Annotated in this window: 24 protein-coding genes; 10 read left to right on the forward strand and 14 right to left on the reverse strand. The window is 40.2% G+C overall.

Going from position 1 to position 23,362, the window contains the following annotated elements:
• Positions 1-7 precede the first annotated feature (7 nt).
• Both MKZ03_RS04620 and MKZ03_RS04625 read right to left on the reverse strand, forming a co-directional pair.
• A complete protein-coding gene (locus tag MKZ03_RS04620) occupies positions 8-1,339 on the reverse strand; it encodes a hemolysin family protein (RefSeq protein ID WP_012009419.1) in 1,332 nt (443 codons plus the stop codon).
• 58 nt (positions 1,340-1,397) lie between these two features.
• A complete protein-coding gene (locus tag MKZ03_RS04625; RefSeq protein WP_034620022.1) occupies positions 1,398-1,838 on the reverse strand; it encodes a MerR family transcriptional regulator in 441 nt (146 codons plus the stop codon).
• A gap of 334 nt (positions 1,839-2,172) precedes the next feature.
• On the opposite strand from MKZ03_RS04625, the gene MKZ03_RS04630 reads away from it, so the two are divergent.
• Positions 2,173-3,555, forward strand: a complete 1,383-nt coding sequence (locus tag MKZ03_RS04630; RefSeq protein WP_034663680.1) for a hemolysin family protein — start codon at positions 2,173-2,175, stop codon at positions 3,553-3,555.
• 89 nt (positions 3,556-3,644) lie between these two features.
• Complete coding sequence (locus MKZ03_RS04635; protein WP_307499381.1) at positions 3,645-4,037, forward strand: transcriptional regulator; 393 nt, start codon at positions 3,645-3,647, stop codon at positions 4,035-4,037.
• Here MKZ03_RS04635 and crcB (MKZ03_RS04640) read toward each other — a convergent pair.
• The 3 genes from crcB (MKZ03_RS04640) to MKZ03_RS04650 are packed head-to-tail and all read right to left on the reverse strand — an operon-like array spanning position 4,034 to position 5,517.
• Positions 4,034-4,399 carry a fluoride efflux transporter CrcB gene (gene crcB / locus MKZ03_RS04640; protein WP_307499382.1) on the reverse strand — a complete coding sequence of 122 codons (366 nt, stop codon included), beginning with the start codon at positions 4,397-4,399 and terminating at the stop codon, positions 4,034-4,036. The genes MKZ03_RS04635 and crcB (MKZ03_RS04640) overlap by 4 nt on opposite strands.
• Positions 4,400-4,795: a fluoride efflux transporter CrcB gene (crcB, locus tag MKZ03_RS04645; protein ID WP_341031105.1), complete on the reverse strand. Its 396-nt coding sequence runs from the start codon at positions 4,793-4,795 to the stop codon at positions 4,400-4,402.
• Between the two features lie 5 nt (positions 4,796-4,800).
• A complete protein-coding gene (locus MKZ03_RS04650) occupies positions 4,801-5,517 on the reverse strand; it encodes a glycerophosphodiester phosphodiesterase (protein WP_334748433.1) in 717 nt (238 codons plus the stop codon).
• A 306-nt stretch (positions 5,518-5,823) separates the two neighbouring features.
• On the opposite strand from MKZ03_RS04650, the gene MKZ03_RS04655 reads away from it, so the two are divergent.
• From MKZ03_RS04655 to MKZ03_RS04665, 3 genes are all read left to right on the forward strand, one after another.
• Positions 5,824-5,925 carry a YhdX family protein gene (locus MKZ03_RS04655; protein ID WP_017360338.1) on the forward strand — a complete coding sequence of 34 codons (102 nt, stop codon included), beginning with the start codon at positions 5,824-5,826 and terminating at the stop codon, positions 5,923-5,925.
• Positions 5,926-6,089: 164 nt separating this feature from the next.
• Positions 6,090-7,178: a mechanosensitive ion channel family protein gene (locus tag MKZ03_RS04660; protein WP_060595874.1), complete on the forward strand. Its 1,089-nt coding sequence runs from the start codon at positions 6,090-6,092 to the stop codon at positions 7,176-7,178.
• A gap of 29 nt (positions 7,179-7,207) precedes the next feature.
• Positions 7,208-7,939: an NAD-dependent protein deacylase gene (locus tag MKZ03_RS04665; protein ID WP_400559241.1), complete on the forward strand. Its 732-nt coding sequence runs from the start codon at positions 7,208-7,210 to the stop codon at positions 7,937-7,939.
• A gap of 43 nt (positions 7,940-7,982) precedes the next feature.
• Here the strand turns inward: MKZ03_RS04665 and MKZ03_RS04670 are convergent, their stop codons facing one another.
• On the reverse strand, positions 7,983-8,837 hold the full coding sequence (locus tag MKZ03_RS04670; RefSeq protein ID WP_034663654.1) for a polysaccharide deacetylase family protein: 855 nt from the start codon (positions 8,835-8,837) through the stop codon (positions 7,983-7,985).
• A gap of 296 nt (positions 8,838-9,133) precedes the next feature.
• On the opposite strand from MKZ03_RS04670, the gene dat reads away from it, so the two are divergent.
• Positions 9,134-9,991, forward strand: a complete 858-nt coding sequence (gene dat / locus MKZ03_RS04675; RefSeq protein WP_307499386.1) for a D-amino-acid transaminase — start codon at positions 9,134-9,136, stop codon at positions 9,989-9,991.
• Positions 9,992-10,037: 46 nt separating this feature from the next.
• Here dat and MKZ03_RS04680 read toward each other — a convergent pair whose 3' ends face one another.
• Positions 10,038-10,544 (reverse strand): universal stress protein, encoded by a 507-nt coding sequence (locus tag MKZ03_RS04680; protein WP_341031108.1) that lies wholly within the window; start codon positions 10,542-10,544, stop codon positions 10,038-10,040.
• A gap of 557 nt (positions 10,545-11,101) precedes the next feature.
• Between MKZ03_RS04680 and MKZ03_RS04685 the strand changes: the two genes are divergently transcribed.
• Together MKZ03_RS04685 and MKZ03_RS04690 are read left to right on the forward strand one after the other, a co-directional pair.
• Complete coding sequence (locus MKZ03_RS04685) at positions 11,102-12,859, forward strand: ABC transporter ATP-binding protein (RefSeq protein ID WP_034663647.1); 1,758 nt, start codon at positions 11,102-11,104, stop codon at positions 12,857-12,859.
• Positions 12,856-14,871, forward strand: a complete 2,016-nt coding sequence (locus MKZ03_RS04690; protein WP_341031110.1) for an ABC transporter ATP-binding protein — start codon at positions 12,856-12,858, stop codon at positions 14,869-14,871. Before MKZ03_RS04685 ends, MKZ03_RS04690 begins: the two co-directional genes overlap by 4 nt.
• A gap of 119 nt (positions 14,872-14,990) precedes the next feature.
• Here MKZ03_RS04690 and MKZ03_RS04695 read toward each other — a convergent pair whose 3' ends face one another.
• From MKZ03_RS04695 to MKZ03_RS04725, 7 genes are all read right to left on the reverse strand, one after another.
• Positions 14,991-15,608, reverse strand: coding sequence for an NAD(P)-dependent oxidoreductase (locus tag MKZ03_RS04695; protein WP_034663640.1), 618 nt, complete (start codon positions 15,606-15,608; stop codon positions 14,991-14,993).
• A 286-nt stretch (positions 15,609-15,894) separates the two neighbouring features.
• Positions 15,895-16,098, reverse strand: a complete 204-nt coding sequence (locus MKZ03_RS04700) for an alpha/beta-type small acid-soluble spore protein (protein WP_034663637.1) — start codon at positions 16,096-16,098, stop codon at positions 15,895-15,897.
• A 233-nt stretch (positions 16,099-16,331) separates the two neighbouring features.
• Positions 16,332-17,438, reverse strand: a complete 1,107-nt coding sequence (locus MKZ03_RS04705; protein WP_307499388.1) for an ABC transporter ATP-binding protein — start codon at positions 17,436-17,438, stop codon at positions 16,332-16,334.
• A gap of 139 nt (positions 17,439-17,577) precedes the next feature.
• Positions 17,578-18,453, reverse strand: a complete 876-nt coding sequence (locus tag MKZ03_RS04710) for a helix-turn-helix domain-containing protein (RefSeq protein WP_307499389.1) — start codon at positions 18,451-18,453, stop codon at positions 17,578-17,580.
• Between the two features lie 20 nt (positions 18,454-18,473).
• Positions 18,474-18,683, reverse strand: coding sequence for a YheE family protein (locus MKZ03_RS04715; protein WP_003211787.1), 210 nt, complete (start codon positions 18,681-18,683; stop codon positions 18,474-18,476).
• A 155-nt stretch (positions 18,684-18,838) separates the two neighbouring features.
• A complete protein-coding gene (locus MKZ03_RS04720) occupies positions 18,839-20,197 on the reverse strand; it encodes a YheC/YheD family endospore coat-associated protein (protein ID WP_307499390.1) in 1,359 nt (452 codons plus the stop codon).
• Complete coding sequence (locus MKZ03_RS04725; protein ID WP_307499391.1) at positions 20,154-21,257, reverse strand: YheC/YheD family protein; 1,104 nt, start codon at positions 21,255-21,257, stop codon at positions 20,154-20,156. Before MKZ03_RS04725 ends, MKZ03_RS04720 begins: the two co-directional genes overlap by 44 nt.
• Positions 21,258-21,471: 214 nt before the next feature.
• Between MKZ03_RS04725 and MKZ03_RS04730 the strand changes: the two genes are divergently transcribed.
• Positions 21,472-22,605, forward strand: a complete 1,134-nt coding sequence (locus MKZ03_RS04730; RefSeq protein ID WP_106041453.1) for a DUF445 domain-containing protein — start codon at positions 21,472-21,474, stop codon at positions 22,603-22,605.
• A 121-nt stretch (positions 22,606-22,726) separates the two neighbouring features.
• On the forward strand, positions 22,727-23,083 hold the full coding sequence (locus MKZ03_RS04735; protein ID WP_012009440.1) for a YlbF family regulator: 357 nt from the start codon (positions 22,727-22,729) through the stop codon (positions 23,081-23,083).
• Positions 23,084-23,362 lie beyond the last annotated feature (279 nt).

Genomic DNA, 23,362 nt, shown 5'->3' on the forward strand with positions numbered 1-23,362 from the left:
TTTTTTCTTAAGAAGCGCCTTCTTCAGCGGCTTCTGCTAATTGTTCATTTAACTTTTTGACTTCGATATATACCACATGGTGTCCATCGACTTCATTAATGATAAATTCATAGCCTTGTTCACGAATGGTGTCATTTTTCTCAACTTCATATTTCTGTGTAAGGAACCATCCGCCGATCGTATCGACCTCTTCGTTATCAAGCTGCGTACCTAAGAGCAGGTTGACTTGGTCAACTAGAACCTTTCCATCAAAGATGTAATGGTCTTCTCCAAGTTTACGAACTTCGTTGATTTCATCAATATCGAATTCATCACGAATTTCACCGACGATTTCTTCAAGAATGTCTTCTACAGTCACAAGACCTGCTGTACCGCCGTATTCATCTGATAAAATCGCCATGTGTACACGTTCACGCTGCATTTTGAGCAATAAATCATGTACAGGAACTGTTTCAATCACATGAATAATCGGGTTGACAAACTTTTCGATTGTATCACTTGTAGAACACTCACCGCTAATGCAGGCAGTGAGAACCTCTTTAATGTTTAGAACACCAATCATGTTATCTTTATCGCCATCTTCAATTGGATAACGTGTATATTTCTCTACCTTGGTCACCTTCAGCATTTCCTCAATGGTAATATCATGAGGGAAGCTGACAACTTCAGTACGAGGAATCATAATTTCTTTCGCCAGACGGTCATCAAATTCAAAAATTTTATTTACATATTTGAATTCAGACTGGTTAATTTCGCCGCTTTTATAGCTCTCTGATAAAATAATCCGCAATTCTTCTTCAGAGTGCGCCATGTCATGCTCAGAAACTTGCTGAAGACCGAACGCTTTTGTTAACAAACGAGCAGATCCATTTAATACCCAGATAAACGGGAACATCACTTTGTAAAAAATCATGAGCGGTCTAGCAAAAAGAAGAGATACTTGCTCCGCCTTTTGAATGGCGAGTGTTTTTGGTGCAAGTTCTCCAACCACAACGTGTAAAAACGTCATAATACTAAACGCAATAATAAAAGTGACAATAGAACTAGCTGATTGAGGAATGGACAGCTCTACAAATAGTGGAGCAAGCATGTGCGCAATTGTTTCTTCCCCTAACCAACCAATACCAAGGGCGGTAATGGTAATACCGAGCTGACAGGCCGACAGATACTCATCAAGGTGAGTCGTGACATGCTTGACAGCAACTGCTGTTTTATTACCTTCTGCGATTAACTGATCAATTCTTGAGCTTCTTAAGCGAATGATCGCAAACTCTGATGCTACGAAAAATGCGGTTAAAGCTATAAGCAAAGCAACTATAAGTAAATTAACTATGTCCAATTAAGGCCTTCGTTCTGACTTTGAGAACGAAGGTAACACCTCCTGTTTAGTAAAAATTTTAACTTAACAGCAGTAAAAATGATTGGACAGCCGTCATCTTTTCAGGTGTAAGCTGCTCTTTTAATTTTTCACGTTGTTCTGGCTGAAGCTGCTTACAACGTACCAAAATGCGGTCCATATGCTCGTTCATCCGATCGATATCAGAGGTTAAATGGACAAGTTCATCAGGATCTTCCTTTTGAGAAGGGAATTGTTCATCTAATCTGGATTTGATGTCAGAAAGAGCCAATCTCTGCTGTTTGCAAAGAACGATTAATTGTAATCGTTTTAAAGCATGTTCATCGTAATAACGATAATTTGAGCAAGATCTAACAGGCGCAAGCAAACCTAGATTTGTATAATAATCTACAGTTCGTTTCGTCACCTGTGCAATCTGTGCTAGTTCACCAATACGATACTTTTTCTCAGCCCCATCTGAACATCTCCTCCTAACCGTCACGTTATAGTTTATGAAAATAGTTTAATATAATTCGAGTCTGAAATACAAGTTAATTGTTCATATTTCCTGCCGATATGAACATTAGAGAGGGATTTCTCAGTCTAGATTGTCCTGTCAAATTTAACATAGTGATACAGGAATTTTCAGATTATTTATGGTAAGATAAAATGAATACCGTTTCATATATATGTAGAGAAGCGGATTTATACGTGAACCGGAGGTGGTTAAGTGGGGCCCTCAATGTAGTCTTATTTAATCAGTTAACCGTTTTGCAAAATATAACATCATCAATCAGGAGGTGACTCCTTGTTCTTCTAAGAAAGAGCAAGGTTAAATGGACGATATTGTTAATCTGAGTATAGTCGGTGTTTTGATTGCTTTAACAGCTTTCTTTGTTGCATCTGAATTTGCCATAGTAAAGGTGAGAAGTTCAAGAATTAATCAACTTGTTGCCGAAGGGTCCAAAAAGGCCATCGTGGCGAAAAAGGTGACATCAAGGCTAGATGAATATTTGTCAGCCTGTCAGCTCGGTATTACAGTGACATCCCTTGGTTTAGGGTGGATTGGTAAGCCGGCTGTAAAAGAACTTTTGGTTCGAGGTTTCGGTTTGACAAACATTCCTGATTCAGCAATCAGCCTGATCTCAGCAACACTTGCGTTCTCTATTATTACCTTTTTGCATGTAGTCGTCGGTGAGCTTGCACCAAAAACGCTTGCGATTCAAAAGGCGGAAAAAATGACGCTCTGGCTGTCAGGCCCGCTGCATGCATTTTATATCCTGATGTTCCCTTTCATTTATGTGTTAAACGGGTCAGCCCGTGTTCTAACCAAAATGATGGGCATCGATATGGGGTCTGAAAAAGAACATTCCCACTCTGAAGAGGAATTGAAGATTTTATTATCTGAGAGCTTAAAAAATGGGGAAATCAACCCATCAGAATATAATTATATGAACAAGATTTTCGACTTTGATAATCGAATTGCCAGAGAGATCATGGTACCGCGGAGAGAAATTTGTGCAATTCCAGAAGATATGCCGCTAGATGATATCCTCTCCATCATGACGCAGGAAAAGTATACACGCTTTCCCGTGTTTTCAGGGGATAAAGACCATGTCATCGGCATGCTGAACAAAAAGCAGCTCTTTGCAGATCTTGTGTATCAAGGAGAAAAAGATCAACTGAAGATTCAAGATTATATATATCCAGTGATTGAGGTCATTGACACGATTCCTATTCAGGAGCTTCTCGTCAAGATGCAGCGCGATAGAATGCATTTGGCGATTTTAACCGACGAATATGGCGGAACGTCTGGACTTGTCACAACAGAAGATATTTTAGAAGAGATTGTTGGAGATATTCGAGATGAATTCGATGAAGATGAGCAGCCGGTTATTCAAAAAAGAGCCGATCATCATTATGTTTTAGATGGCAAAGTAAGATTAGATGAAGTTCAAGATTTGATCGAAATGTCATATCATGATGAAGAAATTGATACAATAGGCGGGTTAATCTTAAAAGAGAATATTGATATCCGAGAAGGACAATCCATTTATCTTGATGATATTCGGATGAAGGTCTTGGAGATGGATGGACGCTATGTGAAAAAGATCGACCTGAAGAAAGGCGTCACATCATCAGAAAAAGGAAATGCACGTACTGGGCTTGATATAAAAGAGCCGCTGTTAGTAAATGAAATGACCTTGAGCGAAAAATAAGCTCAAGGTTTTTTTAGGTATTTAGTCTCTTTTTGCGAATGTTTGTTCGGGTTATAATAAGAACAAATGTTCGATAGAGGGGGATGGACATGCTTTGGTATGAAACAGCAAGTATCACAGAGAAAAAAACCTCAATGAAACGTATTGAGTTTCATTTGAAGAATTTCAAAAATTACCAGGCAGCGATTTTAAATATCGAAAGACAGATTGAAAAAAGAAGCCCGCATCATCTGGATCACATGACACGGAAGAAGTTAGAAGAGCAAAAAAATCAGTATGAACTCATCGTTGCATGTATTAAAACAGCACTAAAAGAGTTGGATGAAATAGAGCAGCAGCTCATCGATTACAAATATTTTCGAGATTGGCGGATGGCCAAATGTGCGATGGAAATCGGCTACAGTGAAAAAACACTCTTTTTAATGAAGCGCCAGCTCATGGATCAACTGCTCATCAGCTTAGCCGCCATTACCAATATTTAAAAAAGGTGATGTCCTATTTGATAGCACGCAGCAAAGAGACAGAAAGACCCGATGATCGTCATCAATAAGTAGACAGCAAGTTTTCCGATTTGCCGCTGCTCTAGCATGGTCGCAGACTCTACACTAAACGTAGAGAATGTTGTAAAGCCACCGAAAAAACCTGTTCCAATGATCATAAGCAGCGGATGATTGGCAGTCACGGCACCTGTCAGTATACCTAAACCGGCAGCACCTAATAAGTTGATGAGAATAATACTATACGGGAAACGAGCATGAGACTTGGTTTTCTGTATTAATTGGCTAATGAAAAAACGAAGGGCGCTGCCAATCCCGCCGGCAACAGCTGTATATAAAACGATCATTTATCTGCCTCCTCTCTGCTGCTTATTTTGATGAAAGAGCCGCTGAGCAAGCATCAGTCCACATAAGGCAGCGGCTACTCCGGCAATGACTGAGAGCAGGATGTAGATCACACTTGAGGTGAATTGCCCAGTCTGTAATAAAAGAACCGTTTCTTTAGAAAAAGTGGACATTGTCGTAAAACCTCCGCAAAATCCTGTTCCGATCAAAACGGCAAGATATTTTTTTCCCTTCTGGAACATAAAATATCCTGTTGAAAAACCAAGAAGCAGACTGCCTGTTACGTTTTCGATTAGCGTTGCATAAGGGAATGTTTGGCTGACAATCGATTGGCTTAGTTCATATCTGCAAAGTGTCCCAAGCAGTCCGCCTATAAATACAGCAAGATACGCTTTCATTTACATCATTTCTCCTTTAGAAAAAATGGCGGGTGATCCGTCACCACTCCATCAACGGGATATTTTTTGATCCGATCGGCTGTTTTTTGGTCTTTCACAGTCCATATAAACACATCCATCCCGAATGAGTGGATGCGGTCTATCCACCATCTGTTGATCATCGTTTTCTTCATATTAAGACAATCGGCAAACGAGCTGTATGCAGTTAATTTTCTTTTCGCCAGTTTAAATGCAGTAGGCTTTATAATAAAAGCTGTTCGAAGAGAAGGGGCGAAAGCCTTGATTCTTTGAAGTGCATGATCATCAAAAGATTGAATCATGATATGACGAGAATAGGCAAACCGATTGATGATGTCGACAACTGCCTTTTCAATTCCTATCTGCCGTTTTGGGTGTTTGATCTCGATCAATATCCCGATCCGCTGGCTGTATCTCTCAAGAATTTCTTGTAATGTTGGAATTCGTTCATTCGTGTAATGTTGGTCAAACCAGCTTCCTGCGTCCAGTTTTTTCAGCTGATCAAGTGTATAGCTTTTGACTAAGCCGTTCCCATTCGACGTTCGGTCAACTGTATCATCATGGATCACGACGACGTGCTGGTCCAATGTGAGCTGTACATCTAATTCAATATAATCTGCACCCTGCTGAACAGCTAAATCAAACGCGGCCATTGTATTTTCTGGGGCAGCGCTTGATGATCCTCTATGCGCAATAATATACACATGCTCCAGCTCCCTGACATAAGTTCTGGTCTTATCATATCAAATGCTTTACCGTTTTTCCTTCTTTACTATATGGAGGGAAGAAGAGCTGTATGTAATGGTGAATCGCATTGCTAAGAAAGTATGATGATTCAAATGTGAAAAGTTGCAGGAATATCCCAAGCTTTGATTGAGTAAATCTGAAGTACATCAATTTTTCTTCGATCAATTTTGTCCAAATCGTCAGCGTTCGCCAAAATATTAGTGCTTTCGTCATGTTGACTGAAAATTCTGATGTTTTATAATGATGAAAAGGAGGCGAGATGATTGGGTAAAGGGAGAATTAGAGTGGAAGAACGTATTAAGGCCGAAACGGATGCTGAAATGTTTAAAGCGACTCTCCTTGATCAGGCTCAGAAGAAAAAGTAGTTTGCTGCCCGTCGATATGTCTCTAGCCAAAATTTCATAATTGAACATCATGCCTCGGGACTGGTCCCGAGGCTTTTTATATAGAGGTCAGACATTTATGAGAGGACATAAACGAAGGTTATATTATAAACTAGAGAGGATTGTTTTAAAGGAGAGAGACAAACATGATTACACAAAAATGGATGGATACATATTTTACAGTAGATGTTGCGATCCAAATCGGTATTAGCCTTTGTATTTTATTGCTTTTTTTATTGCTTCGGAAAGTATTTACGAAGTACTTATTTCATCTTCTCTTTAGGCTGACCAATCGGTCTAAAACGGAGGTCATTAACCAAATTGTTGTGGCTTTCGAAAAGCCAGCCAGACTGTTTTTTGTCGCACTTGGGTTATATTTTGCGTTAAGACAGGCACCATACTTTGAGCATCATATGGATGTCATCGTCAAATTATATAGATCCTCCATTATATTGATGCTGACATGGGGGCTTTGTAATTTAACCGCAGCTTCTTCTTTCTTATTTCAAAAAGTAAATTCGAAGTTTGAATTGGAAATGGATGATATTTTAGCGCCGTTTTTATCAAAGGTACTTCGCTTCATTATCATTGCACTAAGTATTAGTGTCATTGCACAAGAATTTAATTATGATGTAAATGGACTGGTGGCAGGTCTTGGTCTAGGTGGTCTAGCCTTTGCGCTTGCTGCACAGGATACGGTGGCGAACTTTTTTGGAGGAATCGTCATCATTACAGAGAAGCCTTTTACAATGGGCGACTTTGTGGAGACGCCTAGTGTTCTTGGGACTGTCGAGGACATTACATTTCGAAGTACAAAGTTTAGAACACCTGCTGAAGCTGTCGTGACAGTTCCGAATTCTACGCTTTCAAAGGAACCTATCACGAACTGGACGAGAATGAATAAACGCCAAATTACGTTTTCCGTACGTGTATCCTATAATACACCAAAGGAAAATCTTGACCGATGCATCAAACGTCTCAAACAAATGCTTTATGAACATGATGGGGTGCACAAGGAGACGATCATGGTAAATCTCGATGTACTGGCGGACAGTTATTTGAATTTATTTTTCAACTTTTACACAAACACGACGGCTTGGGCTGAAAACCTTGATATTAAACAGGACATTAACTACCGTATCATGGATATCTTCCATCAAGAAGGTGTAGAATTTGCCTTCCCTGGACAGACCATTTATATGAAACAAAAAGGCGAAAAACAGCTGGGTGAATAAAGGAGGAATGGTGAGTGGATCAAACAAAGGTGGCAGCGCTAAGCGAGAAATTAACGCAGGCTTCACATATTATGGTACTTTCAGGTGCGGGTATGAGCACAGAATCGGGTATCCCCGATTTTAGATCAACGGGCGGCTTATGGACTGAAGACACCGCCCGCATGGAGGCGATGAGCCGGTCCTACTTTTTATCACACCCTCAGCAATTCTGGCCGAAATTCAAGGAATTGTTTCAGATGAAAATGAGCGGAGAGTACGAGCCCAATAGTGGACATACCTTTTTAGCCAGCCTTGAGAAACAAGGAAAACATGTGGATATTTTCACCCAAAATATTGATGGCTTGCATAAAAAAGCAGGAAGCCAGCATGTATATGAACTCCACGGCTCCATTCAAACAGCTACTTGCCCATCGTGCCAAGCGACATATGAACTGCCTTATTTATTACAAGAAGAAGTGCCTGTATGTCTAAAGGTTTCCTCAGACGGACGGACATGTGGGCGTGTGCTGAAAACAGATGTTGTCCTTTTTGGAGACAGGGTCAAACATTTTGATCAAGTAGAGAAATCACTTCAGCGAGCGGACCTTCTGCTCGTCATGGGGACTTCCCTAGAAGTGGCGCCAGCAAGATATATTCCAGAAGATGCCGCTCAAAATCCTTCCATCTTCAAGGTGATGATGAATTTGAGTGAAACAGAATACGATCCACTGTTTGATCTTGTCTTTCATGAGCGAATTGGCGATCTCGTGAAAGCTTTATAAATCATCAAAGACCCCGCATCCAAAAAAGGTGCGGGGTCTTTCTTTATTGTTGCAGCGGCTTCATCGATTCATCAAGGACTTCAAATGTATAGCCCTTCGCTTTTAGCTGTGTGATTAAACTGTTTAAGTATTTTGCTGTCGCTGGCTGATCGTGCATTAAGATGATTTTTGGTTCTTTTGGATGTTTTGTCTCAAGCACTTGCAGCTGATTTAATACCTCTGGTACATATTTTGAGCTTTTATATTTCCAGTCAAGACTGTCAATTGTCCAATCCCAGTATACAAAGCCTTTTTGTTTTAAACGTGCCTTTTGCTGATCCGTTAAATTTGGGGCGCTGCCATAAGGTGTTCTCACAAGATGTGTATACTCACCTGTGACAGAAGCCAAAATTCGCTGATCTTCCTTCATCTCATTGACGGGAGAATCACTTTTTTGATAAAAGCGTTTCACATCATGTGTGATACCATGAAGCCCTAACTGATGACCTTCTTGATGAAGTCTTTTCACAGCTGCCGGGTGTTCCTTAATCTGCGGCCCAAGCATAAAGAATGTGGCCTTTACTTGATGCGCTTTGAGCACATCTAAAAGCTGATTTGATGTCGCTGACGGACCATCATCAAAGGTTAAAAAGATCGTTTGATCCGTTACATGTTTGTTTGGGTTGATCTTAAAATGTGCATCTAATGTTTTCGTAGAATCATCTTTTGCTTTCAGACTTGTGCTTGTGTTTCGGAATTGACTGCTCGCAGACATTTTAGCCGGCTGATCTGCTGCCTGCATATTGGTTTTAGATATATCCCAAATAAAAAAGAGGATCAGTGACAGAATCACTAAACCAATCGCCTTTGAGAGCAGCATCGTGTTTGAAGGTGTCTGTTTTTTCGTAACCCGTTGCATTACAATCGCTCCAATAAATCAAAAATTTGTGTCGAATCATGTAGTAGATTCTGTCTTTTTTCGCTGTTTTTTGTCGTGCTCATATGGATTAAGTATACAGGAAAAAAGAGCCTATGAATATAGAAGATGCTAAAAAATTGGAATCTTTTTGGTTATGAGTCTATGTTTGTTACAATAGAAAGTTGACCATTTATCATGATGTGAAATAATTCTGAATAATCATTGAAACGTACTCATTTATCCGCTAAGATAGCATCAGACTCAACCATTAATGCGAAGCGAAGGGGAGATTCCGTATGAAAGTATTGTATAATGGCGATTTCATTGAAAAAAAGGATGCACATGTTGATATTGAAGACAGAGGCTATCAATTTGGTGACGGCGTCTATGAGGTCATCCGTGTATACAATGGGACTTTGTTTACATTAAAAGAGCATACAGAGCGTCTGTTCAAGAGTGCAAAAGAAATCGGCATTCATCTTCAAGGGGCAGTATCAGATATGGAAGAAAAGTTAAAACAGCTCGTCGCCCACAACCAATTAACAGATGGAGGTGTGTATATTCAAGTCACGCGGGGCGTCGCACCTCGTAAACATCAATATGGCGATTCTCTCACTCCTCAAATCACAGCATATACGTTCCAGGTGAAAAAGCCTGTTCATGAGCAGACAGCTGGTGCAAAGGCCATATTATCTGAGGACCTTCGCTGGTTAAGATGTGATATTAAAAGCTTAAATCTCTTATATAACGTCATGGAAAAGCAGAAGGCATCTGAAGCTGGTGCATTTGAAGCCATTCTCATTAGAGATGGTTTTGTGACTGAGGGAACCTCCTCGAATGTATATGCCATCATTGATGGCGTGATTCGCACACATCCAGCAAACAATCTTATTCTAAACGGTATTACCCGTAGAAAGCTTCTTGAGGTATGTAAAGAAGAGGGATGCAGTGTTGAAGAAACTCGTATAAGTAAAGAAGAGCTGCTGCGCGCGCAGGAAATCTTCATCAGCTCGACGACGGCTGAAGTCATTCCGATTGTTGAAATTGATGGCCAGCCAGTAGGGGAAGGCGTTCCAGGAGAGTTGACAAAGCGTGTACAGGAAGGCTTCCAGCAAAAAATTAAACATGAAAGTGAAGCATCTATTTCTTCATAAATAAAGAGAGGCTGTAAACCAATGTTTACAGCCTTTAGTGATTCTTTTATTTTACAATTAGCACAGGTATATCTGATTTTGATGATAACTTTTCACTTACACTGCCAAAGAGCATTTTTTTCAATCTGCTTTGGTCACGTGCTCCCATGACGATGAGGTCTGCTGATATGTCTTCAGCATATTCGATAATCGCTTCCGCTGGTTCCCCCTCAACAATTTCAATGGCAGCTTCAAACTGCTCCTCATTTAAAAGCATTCTTGCTTCTGCAACGACCTCTTCTGTATGATCTTCAAAAATCAAGGGACTTTGCTGTTCATCATGAGGTACATACACAGGGGGTGTTTGAAGGTCTGCCATGCCGCCGCCGATATAAGCTCCGCTAGTCATTGGGCGTGGTGCATCAAACACCTGTCTGCTTGATTTGCCATCATGTGCATAGGCAACAGTCAGCTTGGCATTCAAGGTTTTGGCTAGAGCGATTGCCTTTTTTAATGCTTTCTTACTGTCTTCATGTCCATCAAACGCAACGACCATCCGATCAGCTTGAAACAATGTCCTCATTCCTTTCAAAAGGAGTCTTTACACTCATGGTATACCCGTTATCTGAAAAAGATACACATGAAGGCGGTGAACTTTTTGTTAGAAAATTTCATTTATTGAAAAATATTTATTGACAAAATGGTGACAGCCACTATAAGATAAAAAAAGATTCAAGAGCCAAAAGGAGGAAATGTCATGTGCAACATTGGAAGAATGAAATCAAACTGCATGAATGGGTTGATTCACGTGACAATTACACCTTCATTGGTCATTGAAAAGGGACTCGTATGTTCCAATTGATCGGATGAATCAAGGCGTATGTTGCGTATTTGTCAACATGCGCCTTTTTACATGACTAAAAGAGGCGTACCAGACAGCTGGTTGCCTCTTTTTTTGTTGTATTCATTTCGCATTTCGAAATAAAGGGATGGAGATCAACAAGTAAATGAAGAGGAGTGAAAGCATGTGAACATGCCAAAAGCAAGACAAATGACAAAAACCAAAAAAACGAAACAAGGTGACAGCCAGGAAAATCTAGAAAGCGGCTAGCTTTAAAAGGAGAGACAAACATGTTTTCAGTATTTGCGAAATTAGGCTGGTTCTTCAAACAAGAGTGGAGGCGTTACACGATCGCCATTACGCTTCTGCTCATTGTGAATGTGCTTGAAATGCTGCCGCCAAGATATCTTGGGCAGGCAGTTGATGACATTCGTTCTGGTCAATTTACAACATCCAGTATTGTGTTTTATGTAACCATTTTTTGCTTGCTAGGTGTCGTCGTCTATACGCTGACATATTTTTGGATGTATCAGTTATTTGGCGGCGCAAATGTCATGGAGCGTGTGATGCGCGGGAAGCTCATGCGTCACTTACTTAAGATGACACCCACCTTTTATGAAAAGAAAAAAACCGGTAATTTAATGGCATTAGGTACAAACGATTTAAATGCTGTGGCTTTAACGACAGGTTTTGGCGTTCTGACATTGGTTGATTCCACTGCTTATATGCTGATGATCTTCTTTACGATGGGGCTGACGATTAGCTGGAAATTAACCTTAATGGCGATCATCCCTATGCCGCTGATGGCGCTCTTGATTGCGTATTATGGCAGCAAGATTCATGATCGCTTTACAGTTGCTCAAGATGCATTTGGTGATATGAACGATCGCGTCCTTGAATCAGTCGCAGGTGTCCGGGTTATTCGGTCTTTTGTACAGGAGAAACAAGATGTCGAACGCTTTCGCCAAATGACAGATGATGTATTTCAAAAAAATATGAGAGTGGCGATCATTGATTCATTGTTTGAGCCGACAGTGAAATTACTTGTCGGTGTCAGCTACTTAATTGGAATCGGCTACGGAGCCTATCTTGTGTTCCAAAGTGATTTAACCATTGGTGAGCTTGTCGCATTTAACGTCTATCTTGGAATGATGATCTGGCCAATGTTTGCGATAGGCGAATTGATTAATATTATGCAAAGGGGAAATGCGTCGTTAGACCGGTTGAATCATACACTCAGCTACAAGCCGGATGTCACAGACGCTTCTCAGCCAAAAACGTTACAAGAGCCTGGCGATATTCAGTTTGATCACGTGACATTCAGGTATCCAACTTCCCCTAAAGATAATTTAATTGATGTGTCCTTTACGGTTCGAAAAGGGCAGACAATCGGAATTACAGGCAAAACAGGAAGCGGTAAAACGACTATCGTAAAACAGCTTCTACGCCAGTATCCAACAGGTGATGGTCAAATCCTGCTATCAGGAGTCCCAATCCAAGAGATCGAATTGGATCAGCTATTTCAATGGATCGGATACGTACCGCAGGATCATATCCTTTTTTCAAAAAGTGTAGAAGAGAATATGCGCTTTGGTCATCGGGACGCAAAACAAAATGAATTAGCACAAGCGATCAAAGATGCTTACTTTGAAAAAGATTTACGTCTTTTGCCAGAGGGTCTCGAAACCATGGTGGGGGAAAAAGGTGTGGCGCTGTCAGGTGGACAAAAGCAGCGAATTTCCATTGCACGCGCTTTATTAATAGACCCCGACATTTTAATACTGGATGACTCGCTTTCTGCGGTAGATGCAAAAACAGAAACCGCTATTTTAGAAAATTTAAGGCAAAATCGTCATGGGAAAACGACGTTTATTACGACTCATCGTCTATCAGCTGTTGAGCATGCGGATCTCATACTTGTCATGGAAGAAGGATGCATAGTCCAAAAGGGCACCCACGAAGAGCTCATTCAGCAAGATGGGTGGTACAAAGAACAATTTTTGCGTCAGCAGCTGACAAACCAGCTGGAAGGAGGGGATGAGGCATGACAACAGGAAGAAGACTCCTTGCCTACGCACTCCTTTATAAGAAAGTACTGTCTGTTGCCTTGATCTTTCTCATCATTGCAGTAGGTGCTGAACTGACAGGACCATTTATTGGGAAGAAAATGATTGATGATCATATTTTAGGTGTAGAAAAACCGTATGTCGAAGTCAATGAAAAAACAGACAAAACCGTTTATTACCAGGGAAATAACTATATACGAAGCGATCGATTAGACAGTGGTATGAAATCCGGAAAACAAATCAATGTGGTGCAAGTCGGATTCGGTTACTATTTTGTAAATGAGCCGATTCGTTTTGATGGAAACCGAAAGATATCCGGAGATCAGCTTACCATTGAAAATGGGAACGAGCGCGAGACATATCAAGTACAGCGTTTATCAAAAGAGGAAATTTTCTCTTTTTATGAGCCGGAAATCAGTGGTTTGGTGCAGCTTGTTCTATTTTATCTAGGGCTTCTCGTCATTGCGATTTTCTTTCAGTATGCGCAGCATTATCTGCTACAGCGGATAGCCAATCGAATTATTCAAAAAATGAGGGTTGATGTATTTGAGCATATTCAAACGCTGCCTATCCGGTATTTTGATAATTTACCGGCTGGAAAGGTCGTAGCGAGGATTACCAATGACACAGAAACCATTCGTGATTTATATGTGACAGTCCTCGCTAATTTCGTGACGAGTGCTATTTACATGATTGGAATTTATATTGCCATGTTTTTATTAAATGTGAAGCTGGCACTCATTTGTTTGGTGGCGGTACCGATTATTTTCCTATGGTCAATGACCTACAGAAAGTTTGCATCAGTGTACAACCACCGCATTCGTTCGATCATTAGTGACATCAATGCCAAGCTAAATGAAGCCATTCAAGGGATGACCATTATTCAAGCGTTTCGTCATGAAAAAGTGACGAAAGAGGAATTTGATGAGCTGAACAACAATCACTTTCGATATCAGCGAAAGATGCTGCATTTAAATTCACTTCTGTCGCATAACTTGGTTAACCTGCTTCGGAATTTAGCATATGTGGCACTCATTTGGTATTTTGGCGGTGCGTCCTTAAGTGCGACGGGCATTGTGTCAATTGGTGTGCTCTATGCGTTTGTCGATTATTTAAATCGATTATTTCAGCCGATTACAGGCATTGTGAACCAATTCTCGAGATTGGAATTAGCAAGGGTTTCATCGGAAAGGGTTTTCCGATTATTAGATGAGCCAGGAACAACAGTGGAAGAACCTGTTCAAAAGAAAATGGAGGGACACGTTCAGTTCCAAGATGTCACCTTTGCTTATAATGAAGGAAATAATGTATTAAAGAACATTACGTTCGAGGCCAAAAAAGGCCAGACGGTTGCACTTGTGGGGCATACCGGTTCTGGGAAAAGCTCGATCATGAACTTGCTGCTGCGTTTTTATGACATTCAGCAAGGAGACATTCTCATAGATGGGGAAAGCATTTATCACCAGTCACGCCAAACGTTGCGTAAACAAATGGGCATTGTGCTTCAAGACCCGTATTTATTTTCCGGAACGATTGCATCAAATGTCAGCTTAGGAAATGAAGACATTAAAAGAGAAACGATTGAATCATCATTAAAGCAAGTAGGCGCAGTAGAGTTATTGAAGCACCTGCCAAAAGGATTTGATGAACCAGTCGTTGAAAAGGGGAGTACTCTTTCCTCAGGAGAACGTCAGTTAATCTCATTTGCCCGTGCATTAGCGTACGATCCAGCGATCTTAATTTTAGATGAAGCCACCGCAAACATTGATACAGAAACAGAAGCGATCATTCAGCGGGCGCTTGATATCGTCAAAGAAGGACGAACGACTTTTGTCATTGCTCACCGATTATCCACCATTAAGAAAGCCGATATGATTTTGGTATTAGAAAAAGGTGAAATTGTCGAGCGAGGCAGTCATGATCAACTCATGCAGCAAGAAGGGCTGTATGCGCAAATGTACGAACTGCAAAAGGGTGCTGTTGCAAACAGCTGATGAATAACAAAAAAGAGCCTATTCACTTTGAATGAGGCTCTTTTTATTTGCATAAAAAGTCGAGGATTCGTTTTTGACCTCGACCTTTACTAGTTATATCGTTTACACGAGCTGCATCATCAGTAGGCAATGCCGACGCGTTGATGTACAAATTCCTTCGAATTTAACTGCTGATATAAAAAGTGTGCGGTATCTTCAACTGAAATTTTCTTTCCATCTATAGGGAGAAAATCTTTCTCATAGCGATATGACCGTGTCACATCTCCATCTGGTAAATAGGTTGGACAAATAATGGTCCAATCTAGATCAGTCGATTGAAGGATTTCAAACGCTTTGGCATGCTCTTTAGCTGCTCGGGAAGTAGTCCGCCTTGATTCATTTGTTTCAAAACGGTAAAGCTCCGGCTGCTGCCTTGCCTTTAAAATACCTGCCGTACCAATTGTAATAATTCTTGAAGTATTTGATTGCTTCATGGCTTGTACGATATGCTCCATTGAAACAGATAATGTATCATCACCATCTGTTGATAGACAGCTCACAACAATATCTGCTCCTTTGATCGTCTCAAGCACATCTTCTCGATTTCTTGAATTGCCGGTGACTTGAAACATACCCGCAAGCATTTCTTCTCGGTTTGTCCGAATCAATGAACGAACTATGTAACGATCATCTACTTGAACGAAACGAAGAAATGCTTGTCCTACACGTCCATGAGCACCGAAAAGAGCTATTTTCATCTGTTCGATCCCTCCACTACATACTATAAGTGAAAAGAACCCAAAATGGTACAACTTTTATGTGATGCTTTTTTTATAAAGGTGAAAGGACCGAATACTATGAGCATATTCACATAATAGAGAGATCCCTACAAATTGTAGAAGTTCAAAGTTCATACCGGAAATAATGTCCATGAAGATCCGCTCCTTTCTACTACATGATATGAGCTGGAAAGGAGATTGGTGAGGGATAAAAATAAAAAAAGAAGACACCTTAAGAGGTGCCTTCTATGATCCAAATATGAAATTAAGCTTGTGTTCCACCCATGTGTTGTTGAGCGTAAGATACAAGACGCTTAGTGATTTCTCCACCAACTGATCCGTTAGCGCGAGATGTTGTTTCTGCACCAAGGTTTACACCGAATTCAGAAGCGATTTCGTACTTCATTTGGTCGATTGCTTGCTCTGCTCCAGGAACTAGTAATTGATTTGAACTATTAGAATTTGCCATGATGTGAATCTCCTTTTTGTATATGATTTGGTTTTTGGTTGGGTTTGCTGGAATCGCACCAGCGAAATGAGCAAGTCATTTGCCACTTGGCGAAACCCAATGCAGTAACTGCTTTGTACTAAGTATTATGGTGATTTCTGAAAAAAACATACGAGAAAAGAACATGGTAAATGTTGTTCAACATGCAAAAAAACCATCACTCAATCATGAGTGATGGTGCTGCATAGATCTCTTTAATCAGCAGAGCGAATGCGAAGTTCTGTATCCGAATCAAAGAAGTGGGCCTTGTTCATATCAATAGCAAGAGGGATAGACTGTCCAGCCTGAACATCAGTACGAGAATCAACACGTGCAATAAAAGACTGACCATCGAGAGAAGAGTAAAGCATCGTTTCTGCTCCCATTAATTCAGCAACTTCTACGTTGGCATCGATCTTTGTGCCCTCAGATGCCTCTATAAACACGGGTTCATCATGAAAATCTTCTGGTCTGATACCAAGGATGATATCTTTTCCGATATAACCTTGGCTGCGTAATACCTTCATCTTTCCTTCTGGTACACGAATATGCGTTTTTCCAACTGCAATGGCACCGTCAGAGAGCTTTCCTGTGAAAAAATTCATCGCAGGAGAGCCAATGAATCCGCCTACAAATACATTCTCTGGATTTTCATATACATCCTTCGGCGCTCCAACCTGCTGAATAAAGCCATCTTTCATCACAACAAGGCGAGTAGCCATTGTCATAGCTTCAGTCTGATCATGTGTGACATAGATAAATGTCGTTTGCAGACGCTGATGAAGCTTAGATATTTCAGCACGCATCTGAACGCGAAGTTTTGCATCTAAATTAGAAAGCGGCTCATCCAAAAGAAAGACCTTTGCATCACGCACAATTGCTCTCCCAAGTGCAACACGTTGTCTTTGACCGCCAGACAGAGCTTTTGGTTTTCTGTCTAAATATTGCTCAAGCCCCAATATTTTCGCAGCATTTCGAACCCGCTCATCAATTTCTGCTTTCGGGAACTTCCGCAGCTTTAATCCAAAAGCCATATTATCGTATACATTCATGTGAGGGTACAAAGCATAGTTTTGGAAAACCATTGCGATATCCCGGTCTTTAGGTGCTACATCATTCATCCGTTTTCCGTCTAACAGAAAATCCCCTTGTGAAATCTCTTCAAGTCCTGCAATCATGCGAAGGGTTGTTGATTTTCCGCACCCAGATGGACCAACAAACACAATAAATTCTTTATCTTCTATATGTAGATTAAAGTTGTCTACTGCTGTTACCTTGTTATCATACACTTTATAAATTTGATTGAGCATCATTTCAGCCATAGATGATAACCTCCCCATCCTCTTATTGAAAGCGCTTTACTTGTAAATAAAGTGTATAAAATGGGGAAGCGTCTGTAAATGGACAACGTGCACAACATCTCATTTTCACTTTTGGGCAGGATGCTCATGTCATTGATTGTTATGAAAGGTCGAGAAGATTCATCATAAAATAAACAGCAGATGCTTCTGGAAAATGCCGTATATCGATTCCTGTGCGCTCAATAAATTTATCGATTCGATATTGAAGGCTGTTTCTGTGAACATATAAAGCTTTTGCTGCCTTGGATGCATTTAAGTTACATTGCATATAGGTCATGAGGGTGCGGTAAACGTCCCGATCAAGGACCGCCTCTTTAAAAGCATCTGAAATAGCATGAGAGAGCGCGGATTCATCATAACGTATGAGTGATGGCAGACATTGATAAAATGTGGAAATCCCTGATCTAAGCTTGCCTCGCTGCACATGGTCCAAGAAAAGTTTCTGTTCATTTAACAATTTCTTTTGTAAATGTCCATTTGGCAAATGGAGCTGTCCTTGTAAAAAGACTGAGTCTGTTAAAAAGTCACTTGTAATGGCTAGAGACAAATCGTTTAGCAGATCTAATTGACCATTTTCTGATGTAGCGTTTGTTTGAATCAGCATCGCTGTATCAGCGCCTGTCCAAATGAAATGAGTATGTTCGAGGCTGTGAACCACAGCCTCTTTTATTTGCTGCCTTTGTTCTGCTTGATGGGACATTTTAAAATAATATACACGGACGGGGTGCTGAACGGTTAGTGGTTTGTTATCAAAAAGATAGCTGTACCATTTTTGTTCATCCTCAGTCTGCTTTGTATGAGAAAGATCAATTGGTGTAAGGAAAGTATTGAGAAGAAGTGTTTCTCTCGCTGTAAGCTCTGATTTGTCTACTCCAAATAATTCGCCTTCGTCTGTTTGATACCAAAGAATTTGATGATCATTTGTAGGTGAGCTGATGATATGCTCTCCGTAAACAAGCTTTAATTTTTCTAACATGGCGAAGCTCCTTAAACAGTTTAATCATAGACATGGAATAGCATTAATTCGTGGATTTCTTCTTTTAAGGTTGGTTCGACTTCATGAGGTGGAAGCTGAGAGCCCCATTCAATATCACCTGTTTTGTGGTAGATGCCTTCGTAGTGCGCACCATTGTGAAAAAAGGATATTTTCCAGCCTGGCAACTGTGCTTTCTTAAAGAGAGGTTTCCATTGAAAATGAGAAATCATATCATCATTGCCTCCTTGCTTTTATTGATGAAACAATAAATAAACACGACAATACGGAAACAACCTTGAACTTGCTTTTATTGTATCTCATCTGATGAAAAGAGCATAGGAAAAGCATAGATTTCATAACACCATCAAATTTAAAACGAAAACAGTTAGTAGACGTTCGTGTGGTCTGTAGTTGTTGAGGTCGTTTGTGAAAGATAAGATGCATAATCCATGATTCTTTTCCCAATCAGCCTTTCTGAGTTTCGCAATGAAACATGCTGGAAAATCTCGCGGCCAGGGCGAGAATTGGCTTCAAACATCCAGATAGCTCCTGTCTGATCAATGCCTAAATCAAAACCGATTTCACCAATATGACCGGACATTTTTTCATCTATCACCTGACTAAGCGTGATGGCAGTATAAGAAAGCTGCTCTAAAGTTTTCAAACGCTTCTTCTTTTCTGGAAAAACATCATAAAGTGTTTTTACTAAGCCACCATGTAAATGGTGAGTCGTTACTGTGTGATTGCCAGAGACTTTTGCTGCTGCTGCCGTGACTGTCCAATGGCCGTACTTATTTTTATTCGTATGAACTCTGAAATCCATTGGTTGATTGTCTATTTGAAGAAGTGCAATGCCTTGTTGAGCCATAAAGTCTTGAATTGCGTGATCTTTCCGGAGCTTGGTCACGAAATGCTCTATTGAGTCATATGGAACAGCGCTTCCGTGATTTGAGCATACAGTGATTCCATGAGCCGTCTTCTTTAATTGATAAATACCGTCGCCGTGACTTCCGTTCGATGGTTTTAAGTATATGACCTGATGTAGATGGAGGAGTGTTTCTATTTTATTTAGAGCGTCCACCGGATCCAATTGTATGGAATGTGGAAGAAAAGGACATGTTTTTTCATCTGTTAACAGTTGTTCATGAATATCCCATTTATTGAAAAAATAAGGGTTGAACCAAGGGATATCATAGTCTTGTGTGAGTTTACGCTTTGTTTCTTGAATGAATGCCGACTGAGCAGCCTTTCTATTTGGAAGACGGTCGTAAATGACTGACGGCAGGGGCATCTGTTTTTTAACCCATGTTTGCTGTTGGTACAACAATCCTTCTACTATTCCTTTATCCCAATCAATAGAATGTGTACCAAAAAGGTAGGCAAATCCAGCATGCTGCCTGAAAGAGTGCAGCAGTTTGATAAAAAAGTCTGATCTCGTTCCTAGTGGCTGCGTGCTTTGCCCAAAACCTGCGGTGAAAATGCCAAGCAGCGGCCCTATAAACAGTGTATGATCAACGGCGATCACATCAGCTTTTGATTGATAAGGAATTAGTAAATTTCTATATAGATTTTCTGATAATAAAATTTTATTTGGATGTTGATGATAGGAAACGGTGAAGTCATCTACTAAACGGGATCCTAAAGCAAGAGAATAGATCGCATCCTGCTGTTTAAAATGGGCGGGAAGATGAACTGTTTTTTCACTTGTGAGATGAGGGGCGATGATGAAGCGATTTTTGTTCATAAGAAACCTCCTTCGGTTGAGACGTCATCGATTGAGCATGTGCAAGAATGGTACGAATCAATTGATCTTCCTTGTCAGGATAAGCTTTTAAAAAAGCGGATCGCCCTGGCTTTGATCTTATATTTGATATGAAAAGCCTGCCTTCACTTGTATGGAGTAAGTCTACAGCGAATTCAAAGCAAGGGGAGAAGGTTTTATCTATATATGCTGGGAGAGATGCTTGAATGGATGCAATATCATCTAAAAGAAGCTCTTTGATGTGCGGCTGTAATGTGTTTAGATAGTGATCAAAGCCTATCATGGGAGCTGATTTTTGTGTAATGTTTAAATGACTATTTTCTGTAGGTGATTTTGTGTGAATCCCTATGCGATTCCATTGATTTTGTGAATCTTTCATAAGGAAAATCCTTATTTCATTGAATAAAAAGTCTTTTTGATCACTCGTCTGAAAAAATTGAAGGAAATATCGGCCAACGTACTTTTTGCACCAGCGCTCTATATCTGATGGACGCGAAAATGTGATGACTTGCTCGGGACTTAGCTGAACAGTGAAAGTGTTGTCTTTTAAGAAAATGAAGTAAGTAGATGCTGCATGCTGTTGAGAGAGCGGCTGCATTTTACAATAACCGTCTTTCCTTACCATGTTGAGAAGGTCTGATGGCTCTTTTAATAATGAGCAGACAGGTAAATATGGCTGTAAAGAAGGGAGGAGACGGAGCTGCTCGAATAGCATCATTTTATTTGAAATACCTGTATTCAAAAAATCTGTTTTCGGATACTTTTTCAGCCATTCCATGATTGGTTTTGCTTTTTTAGATTGTGCGTCCTGCTTGTAAAGGCATCGATCGTAAATCAAGTCAGGAATCTCAAATTCTGCTGCGGCAAATCCTTGACCATTCGTATAAGTTTGACCTTGTATCAAATTTGTAGCCGGCTTTAAAGCAAATGGTGTAAAACGAACAACCTTTAAACCATAAGAAGGGGCAGCTTTGGCTAACCCACGAGTGAATGCCTCTTCATACTTTGAAGAAAGGGTCACAATACCTAATGTTGATGTCATTAAAAAACACCTTCTTTTCAACTTCTTTTTTTACCAGCACAAAAACACTTTTTCATGATTTTACATAAAGATTGCGCTCCTTTATCATTACGACAGATCGATTGATCATATGTCTAGCAACATGCTTCATTTGCTTGGGGACTTGACAACAACTATAATACGTATAGATTAAACCAATAAACATCGGGTGTTGTTTGAAAGGTAGATGACGACTATGAATATATTCACAACGTTTATCTTTATGATTGTTATAGGCGCAGTCATAGGAGCAGCGACAAACCATCTTGCAATTAAAATGCTTTTTCGGCCTTATAAGCCATACTATTTATTTGGGAAACAGCTTCCATTTACACCAGGGCTCATTCCTAAAAGAAGAGACGAAGTAGCCAAGCAGGTTGGTGTCATGGTTATGGAGCATTTGCTCACGCCAGAAGGAATTCAAAAGCGATTTGAATCATCGGAGGCAAAGCAGGAGATCTTGCATACAGTCCATCGATATATTGACAAAGGCGCTGAAATGGAGATAACAGTGCTATCTTTGCTTGAAAGATTCGGCGTATCACAGGCTGACGTCAAAGCAGATGAATGGATCCATCAGTGGTCTGATCAAAAGCTCAATTCACTGCTTGAAAAATATAATGAGCAAACTTTATCTGAATTGCTTCCGCTAGATGTGGAAAACAAAATATCTTCAAAAATTCCAGATGCAGCAGATTATATTTTAAAGAGAGGGATTCATTATTTTGAAAGCGAGGAAGGTAAAGCAAGGCTTGGCAATATGATTGATGATTTCTTAAAGGAACGAGGCATGCTTGGCAGTATGGTTCAAATGTTTCTAGGGAATTCAAGCTTAATTGATCGGGTACATCCTGAAATCATCAAATTTTTAAGAAACGCAGAAACAAAAAGATTTTTATCAGATTTGCTTGTTCAAGAATGGGACAAGGTGAAGCAGTTTTCTCTTCAGGAGCTAGATGAAAAATGGAATGTGAAGGAGCTTGCTTATAGTGTGAAAAAGCAATTGCTTTCACACTTCTCTACAAAGCTGATATTAGACAAGCCAGTTGGATATTATGTCAGTGCAGTAGCGCTTGATCTCAAAACACACTTTGCACCAGTGCTTGTCGACAAGGGGATTAAAGCAGCATCGAATGCTTTAGAGGGACTGCTCGCAAAGCTCAAATTTGAAGATATCATTCGTGAGCAGATTGAACATTTTCCGCTTAAAAAAATGGAGGAGCTTGTGATTAGCATTTCCAACAATGAACTTAAAATGATCACGTTTTTAGGCGGTTTTTTAGGCGGATTAATCGGCGCAATTCAAGCAATCTTTGTCACGCTATTTTAAGACAAGCTAGAGAAATTTTGATGAATTCATTGTATATATGTGAAACGAAAGCCATAGTTTGTTATAGTGGAGTGGTGTCCGCCGATCATATCGGTGATAACGGATAGAAAGGAGACATAACATGTCTGTAAATGTTTATGATGTTGCATATGACCTTGAAAAAGCTCTGCGTCATAGCGAAGAATATTCAACTTTAAAAAATCTTTATGATGAGGTAAACGCGGATGAGTCCTCTAAAAGAATGTTCGAGAACTTCCGGGACATTCAAGTAAACCTTCAACAAAAACAAATGACTGGTCAAGAGATCACACAAGAAGAAGTAGAGCAAGCTCAAAAAACAGTGGCACTTGTTCAACAGCACGATAAAATCTCTCAGTTGATGGAAGCAGAACAACGTGTGAGTGTTCTCATCGGAGAATTAAATAAAGTGATCATGAAGCCTCTTGAAGAGCTTTATGGGAATCCAGAAGAAAATTAATGAAAAGGGCGATGATATTCGCCCTTTTTTTATTTCACATGTTCCCTGTCCAACTTTTCAAAAAAAGGTTGTCGAAGCTCATAAATTCTGCGATAATACTTATATTGAAAGTGCTTTCAAATGAGCGCTCTCATGGGACAATTGGGTGCGTTTCACTTGGGATTTACGGCGATTAGCCAAACGAGAGAGAAGCGCTTCTGGGAGAAACGCAAAGCATAAGGGGATCTGATATAAGCAATGCTTTGGTGTGTGAAAGATAAGGGGATCATGGGGAGCTTC

Source organism: Bacillus sp. FSL R5-0431 (assembly GCF_038002985.1).
Lineage (GTDB): Bacteria > Bacillota > Bacilli > Bacillales > Bacillaceae > Bacillus.